Genomic DNA, 6618 nt, shown 5'->3' with positions numbered 1-6618 from the left:
GTGCAGAGTATCTGATTCAGCGTAGCGGAAGAGCGTACACCTATTCGGTTGCTACCGACGCGATGCGTAGCGGCGATTTCAGCGCCGTGGGCACGATCAAGGATCCCACGACCGGTCTTCCTTTCGCCGGCAATAAGATCTCGTCGATCGATCCTCGCGCGCAAGCTCTGTTGACATACTACCCCCGTGCAAATCAGGCAGGCACGGGAACAGGTGGAGTCGGTAATAATCGTGTCGACTCAGTGGGAACCCGTTATAACGTACAGCGCTACACGTTGAAGCTGGATCATCGGTTGAATGCGGTCCATACCTTGACGGCCGGAGGAACCTACTCCGTGGGAGATCCGTACTTCGTTGCCCTGGGTACACCGCCAGGATATGGCAACTTCAACAACGCCGGTTACACCACGCAGTCTGCGTTTGTGCGCGATAACATGACGCTGACCAACAACATGTTCAACGAACTGCGGTATGGATATTTGAGTCACCGTAGCGTGCGCGTCGGCCAGAACACCAGCTTTGATCCTCGTGCACTGTTCCCTACGCTTTACGGTCCGATTACCGTCGGTGGTTTGCCGACGATCAATATGACCGGTTTCACCGCATTAGGGGACTACGGTGGTAGCGGACATTCGCCTGAGACGACACAGCAGTTGACCGACAATTTCACATGGGTTCACGGCCGCCATACCTTCAAGACGGGCGCGAACGTAAACCTGAACGCTATCGCAATCAAGAGCGGTACCAATTCCAATGTTCTGGGTACCTTCAACTTCGACGGGCGCTATACCGGAAATGCCTTTGCGGACTTTCTCCTGGGTGATACCTACAACACCGTACGTTCAGCACCACAGATCCCGATCTACGCGAAGTACCAGCAGTACGGTTTCTATGGTCAGGACGACTGGAACATTACGCGTAACCTGGTGCTCAATTTCGGTCTTCGCTATAGCATGCAGTCCACGCCCACCGAAGCTCATGGAGACTTCACAAACTTCGACTTCACCAACGGTAAGTTCGTGATTCGTACGGTTGGCGGCAAATACCCGGTAGATACCAACCAGACCACTCTGTCCCTGTATCCCGGAAGCTATGCAAGCTCAGAGGATAACGGATGGGGAAGCAGCGTTCTTACTACCGATAAGAAGAACTTCGGTCCTCGGTTCGGATTCGCCTATCGTCCCTTCAGCGGCGACAAGACTGTGATCCGTGGCGGTTATGGTATCTACTACAACTTCATCCCGTTCTACATCGGAATCCGGCAGCTCGCACAGTTGAACTTCCCATTCACGCTGACGCAGTCGTACACCGCGAGCAGTTCCAGCACGCCGACCCTGACCTTAGCGAATCCATTCCCAGGAAGTGGAACGGTTACGGCAAATCCCTCTATTTACTCGGTCGATCGTGATGCGAAGAGCACACGGGCGCAGCAGTGGTCGCTGACGGTCGAACAGCAGCTGCCGGGTATGGTCGGGTTCCGTATCTCGTATGTCGGCAACAAAGCAACGCAGGCACCGTGGTACCTGTATAACAAGAACCTGCCTGCCGTTCAGCGCGCGGCCACGACACTGCAGTCGATCCGTCCGTACCAGCCCTGGAGCGATATTCTCGGTCTAGTGACAAAGGGCGGAGCCTTCACAAACCAGATGCAGATCGAGGTGACCAAGCGTACCGGTCACGGACTATTCGTGCAGAGCAGCTACACCTGGAATAAGTCGCTCGACAATGTGCCGATTGTCGGTAGCCCGCAGAACCCGTACAACCCTGCAGGAGATAAAGGCCTGGCTGACGGCATTCGCGCACATAACTTCTTCCTCAACGCGACCTACGATCTGCCATTCAAGGCACAGGGATTTGCAGGTGGCCTCATCTCGGGATGGTCTCTGGCCGGTACATCCGAGTTCCGCTCCGGAGCCCCGTTCACGCCGACCTTCACTTCGACCACGGTCGGCTGGTATGCGACACGTGCGGATGTTGTGCCGGGTGCCGATCCTTATGCTGGAGGCCATACGCTGGGTCGCTGGTTCAATCCATCAGCCTTCAAGGTGCCTTCCAGCTTCACCTTCGGCAACGCACGGCGTAACAGTTTGATCGGACCCAAGGAGAACACGGTCGACTTCAGCGTGCGGAAGCAGACTCATCTGGAGGGACGGTTCAACCTCAGCCTGCAGATGGATGCGTTCAATGTCTTCAACCATCCGATTTTCGGCACACCGGCAAGCAATATCTCGGTCGCTTCCACCGTGGGTACGATTACCGGCACCAACGGCAACCTGACCAGCCGTCAGGTTCAGATCGGCGCAAAGATTACCTACTAACGCTCACATTTGCGGCGCCCGGAAAACGGGCCATTTCACCTGCTCTGGGCGCCCAAAATTTTCAGTCGACCAACCTGGTCGACGCAGGAACCCAACGATGGCATATTCGAAGTCGGAAGAGATTCTGAAAAAGAACTCCCGGTATATTCCGGGTGGTGTTGTTTCCACCAATCGCGCAGTCAATCCTCCAATCGTCTTCCAGCGCGCGGAAGGCGCATATCTCTGGGATGTCGATGGCAATCGGTATCTGGATTACCATGCAGCCTTTGGACCATACATTCTTGGACATGGCGATGAGTATGTGCATGATGCGGTTCGCCGTGTCATGGACGAGAAGAAGAGTCTCTTCGGCTCAGGCACGACGGAACTCGAAGGGCAGCTGGCAGAGCTGATCTGTACCGCAGTTCCTTTTCTGGAGCGGATACAGGTCCTGAATACGGGAAGCGAAGCGACCTACCAGGCAATCCGCCTGGCACGCGCCGCTACAGGCAGATCGCATGTCATCAAACCCCAGGGCGGCTATCACGGCTGGCACAATGATGTTGCTTATAACCTCATGACGCCGTTGAACCAGGTAGGGGAACGGCGGGATGGCGATGAGTACCCAGTGATTCCGATCAGTGCAGGTATCCCGGAAGAGCACCGTTCCTTGGTCCACGCTGTGAACTTCAACGATCTGGCGGCAGTGGAAACGCTCTGCCAGCGTTATCCCATTGCCGCGGTGATCGTTGAGCCGATTCTGCAGAATATCGGAGTCGTTCATCCGAAGCCCGGCTATCTGGAAGGGCTGCGCTCGCTGGCAGACCGCTATGGTTTTGTCTTGATCTTTGACGAGGTGAAGACAGGCTTCCGTCATGCGATCGGCGGCTACTCCTCCATCAGTGGCGTCATTCCGGACCTGGTCGTCTACGGTAAGGCGATTGCAAACGGTTTCCCGATTGCCGTCGTGGGCGGAAAGCGTGAGCTGATGGATCTGTTTATCGACAGCGATCCCGCACGGCGCGTGCTCTTGGCTGGAACGTACAACGGACATCCAGTACCGACTGCTGCAGCGATTGCGACCATCGAGCGCCTCATGCAGGATGACGGGGCTGGATATCGTCATCTGGAAGCCATGGGAAGCAGGATGCAGGAGGGCCTGCATCGCATCTTCGCGAAGGCAGGTGGAACGACGGTTGTGACTCGTCAGGGATCCGCGTTCTGCCACTACTTCATGGATCACGCCCCAGGGGATTGGCACGACCTTGCGGCGAATCATGATTTCGATCTGGATGCGCGACTGAGGAGAGAGCTGCTTGGCCATGGTGTCTACTTCTTCCAGCTTCCGGTCAAGCAGTGCTCGTTGTCATTGGCGCACACTGTGGCGGATGTGGATGAGACACTGGGCGCGATGGAGAAAGCCATGGCCGCCGTTCACTGTGTGGTATAGGTAGGCCTAACGCACCAATGGATGACTCTACCCTGATTCTGCGTAATGGCCTTTTGTTGGACGGCAGCGGCGGGCCGGCACGGAAGGCTGATCTTGCAATGGTCTCCGGTCGCATCTCTACGATTGGAGACCATCTTATTTTCCCCGGCGCCCGGGAGCTTGATTGTTCCGGATATGTCATTGCTCCCGGATTTATTGACGGGCACAGCCACTCTGATCTGCAGATACTGGAGAGCCGCAGAGAAAAACTGCTGCAGGGAGTGACCGCTGAGGTCGTCGGGAACTGTGGTTTCTCCGCGTACCCACAGGGCAGCCATGCGCGGCAGCTACGTTCTTTCGCGAACGGAATCTTCTGTGGTGAAGGTGAGTGGGGATGGGATTCCGCGCGTGATTATCTGGATGTCGCGCATCGCCTCGCGAGGAACGCGACGGTAGGCTCGTTGGTAGGGCATGGCAGTCTGCGGATCGCGGTAGCGGGAGCCCGCATGGACGCGCTGCCCGAAGCTCATATTCAGGAGATGGAGGTCCGTCTGCGGAATGCTTTGCAGCAAGGCGCGATCGGCTTCTCTACCGGGCTGATGTATGCTCCCGGTTCGAGTGCTCCATCAGACGAACTGGTTCGCCTGTGTGAGGTCGTTGCCCAGGAAGGCAAGATCTACTGCACCCACATGCGGGATTACGGCTTCCATCTCCTGGAGGCGATCGAAGAACAACTGGAGCTGGCGCGTCGAAGCGGTTGCCGGCTGCAGATTTCGCATCTACAGGCCGTGGGTGTAGCAAACCGCGGTCTGAATGCCCGTGCGCTGGAGATGCTGGAGGAGGCGCATGTACAGGGTGTCGATGTCGCCTTCGACTGTTATCCCTACATCGCGGGAAGCACGGTGATGACRCAGTTGCTGCCGCAATGGGCGCTGGATGGCGGGCTTGATGCACTACTCGCGCGGTTGTCGCATGCGGCGACGAGAAGCCGCATTGCGGAGGAGACGATCCGCGGGATGGCGAACACATGGAGTGAGCTGTTGGTGAGCGCCGTGGGCTCGGACCAGAACGCTTCGGCTGTGGGGCGCACGCTCGAGGAGCTGGCCAGGCTGCGGAATCAGTCGGAGATTAACGCCGTCTTCGATCTGTTGCTGGAAGAACGAGGCCAGGTGAATGTGCTGGAGTTCAATCAGAGCGAAGAGAACCTGCGTGTGAATCTGAAGCATCCGCTGGCGATCATCATCAGTGACGGATTTTATGTGAAGGGACGGCCGCATCCGCGCTTGCACGGGACCTTCCCGGAACTGCTCGGGAATCTTTGCCGAGAGCGTCAATGGATGGAACTGCCGGAAGCGATTCGAAAGATTACCAGCGCACCGGCAGACCGTTTCGGGTTTACCGGTCGTGGGAGGCTCCAGCCGGGAGCCGTCGCTGACGTGACGGTCTTCGATCCCGCCACTATCCGCAGCCGCGCCACTTATACAGACCCCGAGCGTCCGCCCGCCGGGATCCGTTATGTGATCAGGGGATCGGAACTTCTTCTCGGACCGGACGGTCAAGCAGCGTAATCAGGATGGTGCTGAGCAGCACCAGAGCGCCACCGGCAATCGCGCCCGGATTGAGCTTTTCATGCAGCGAGATTGCCGCGATCGGCACGCCGAAAAAGGCGATCAGATAATTCGAGAGTGCTGCCTGGATGGCATCAATGGACTTCAGCGCCTTCAGGAACAGAATCATCGAGAGCGTCGTGTGGAACAGCATCAGCAGAGTAAGGCCGAGCCATGTGGACGCGGAAAAGTGCGGAACCGCCCGCAGGCTGCTGCGCTCGCTGATGAGGACGAACGGTGACATCAGGATTGCGAGAACAATGTAGGTCCAGAAGAGCATCTCGAGCGGAGCATGCCATTCCAGCGCACGCTTGCCGTATGAGTTGTAAAACGAGCTTCCAAGAATCGCGCCGAAGATCAGCAGATTCCCGGTGAGCTGATGGCGGTCCAGTTGCGCGCCATGTAGATCGACTCCGGAACAGAGCAAAACCCCGGCAATGGCAAGAAGAAAGCTGAGCCAGCGTGCGCGGTTCATGCGTTCCTTGAGGAAGAGAACAGCGAAGATTGCGGTGGTGATGGGAAGTGTAAGTGTGATGAGCGCGGCGTTGCTTGCTAGCGAGAGCCGCGTTCCCCAGGTCATGAAGATCTGCGCGGGTACCACACCGCAGATTCCCAATAGCAGGTAGATCAGGACGAGGTTGGGTCGTTTGCCGGATCTGTCCGTGGCGGGAGAGACGTTCTGTCGGCGTTCGAGGCGGACGAACGGATAAAGCACCAGCAGCGAGCAGATGGTTGGGAACCACACGGTGAAGAGCGGGCCTACCTGATCCTGAACCAGTTTGATGCAGGTAAACTGCAGCGACCACATCAGGTTGCAGATGAACAGCAGAATCCACGAGACAAGCTTTGGCTGGGAAGAGGCGGTCGTCATGGTCGTCACTTTGTCGGGGTGTACTTGTCTGYCAGCTTGCGCATCTCGTAGGTAAAGTTGACCCAGTCTTTTTCCCACCTGGCGGCGGTCGCCTTGTTGTATTTGTAGAAGCCCTTCTGGTTTGCGACGCCGAGCGCTTTGTCACGCAGCATCTTCTGCATGAGCGGCGGAACTGTCGACTGATTGCAGAGCTCCGGAAGCAGACCTTCCATCACGGCGGCGTAAGCGGGGATACCAGTGAGATCCATCCAGCGGAAGGGGCCGGCCAGGAGCGCCCACCAGCCAATGTCATTCCGGAAGGACTGATCGATGGTTTCGACATCGGCGACGCCCATCTCTACCAGATGAAAGGCCTCTCGTAGCATGGCGTACATCAGACGGTTGGAGAGAAAGCCGCGAATGTCCTGCTTCAGT

4 protein-coding genes and 1 pseudogene are annotated in these 6618 nt (G+C 57.2%); 3 read left to right on the top strand and 2 right to left on the bottom strand.

Annotated features, from left to right (window positions below; all coding sequences use genetic code 11):
• From AB4043_RS10030 to AB4043_RS10020, 3 genes and pseudogenes are all read left to right on the top strand, one after another.
• Positions 1 to 2318: pseudogene (locus tag AB4043_RS10030) on the top strand (hypothetical protein); the annotation flags it as partial.
• A 97-nt stretch (positions 2319 to 2415) separates the two neighbouring features.
• Positions 2416 to 3747 (top strand): aspartate aminotransferase family protein, encoded by a 1332-nt coding sequence (locus tag AB4043_RS10025; protein WP_442298942.1) that lies wholly within the window; start codon positions 2416 to 2418, stop codon positions 3745 to 3747.
• A 17-nt stretch (positions 3748 to 3764) separates the two neighbouring features.
• Positions 3765 to 5294 carry an N-acyl-D-amino-acid deacylase family protein gene (locus AB4043_RS10020; protein WP_442298943.1) on the top strand — a complete coding sequence of 510 codons (1530 nt, stop codon included), beginning with the start codon at positions 3765 to 3767 and terminating at the stop codon, positions 5292 to 5294.
• On the opposite strand, the gene AB4043_RS10015 is transcribed toward AB4043_RS10020, so the two are convergent.
• On the bottom strand, positions 5248 to 6204 hold the full coding sequence (locus AB4043_RS10015) for a DMT family transporter (protein ID WP_442298944.1): 957 nt from the start codon (positions 6202 to 6204) through the stop codon (positions 5248 to 5250). The two genes, AB4043_RS10020 and AB4043_RS10015, sit on opposite strands and share 47 nt — an antisense overlap.
• 5 nt (positions 6205 to 6209) lie before the next feature.
• The coding region (locus AB4043_RS10010; RefSeq protein WP_442306975.1) for a 3-hydroxyacyl-CoA dehydrogenase family protein at positions 6210 to 6618 on the bottom strand (409 nt) is incomplete at its 5' end.

Source organism: Terriglobus sp. YAF25 (assembly GCF_052113305.1).
Classification (GTDB): Bacteria; Acidobacteriota; Terriglobia; order Terriglobales; family Acidobacteriaceae; genus Terriglobus.
Note: the sequence above shows the minus strand (reverse complement) of the source record. Positions and strands in the feature narration are given on the sequence as shown.

Excerpts from the sequence above, each read along its gene's own strand:
- AB4043_RS10025 (WP_442298942.1), top strand. The coding sequence starts at position 2,416 with ATGGCATATTCGAAGTCGGAAGAGATTCTGAAAAAGAACTCCCGGTAT.
- AB4043_RS10015 (WP_442298944.1), bottom strand. The coding sequence starts at position 6,204 with ATGACGACCGCCTCTTCCCAGCCAAAGCTTGTCTCGTGGATTCTGCTG.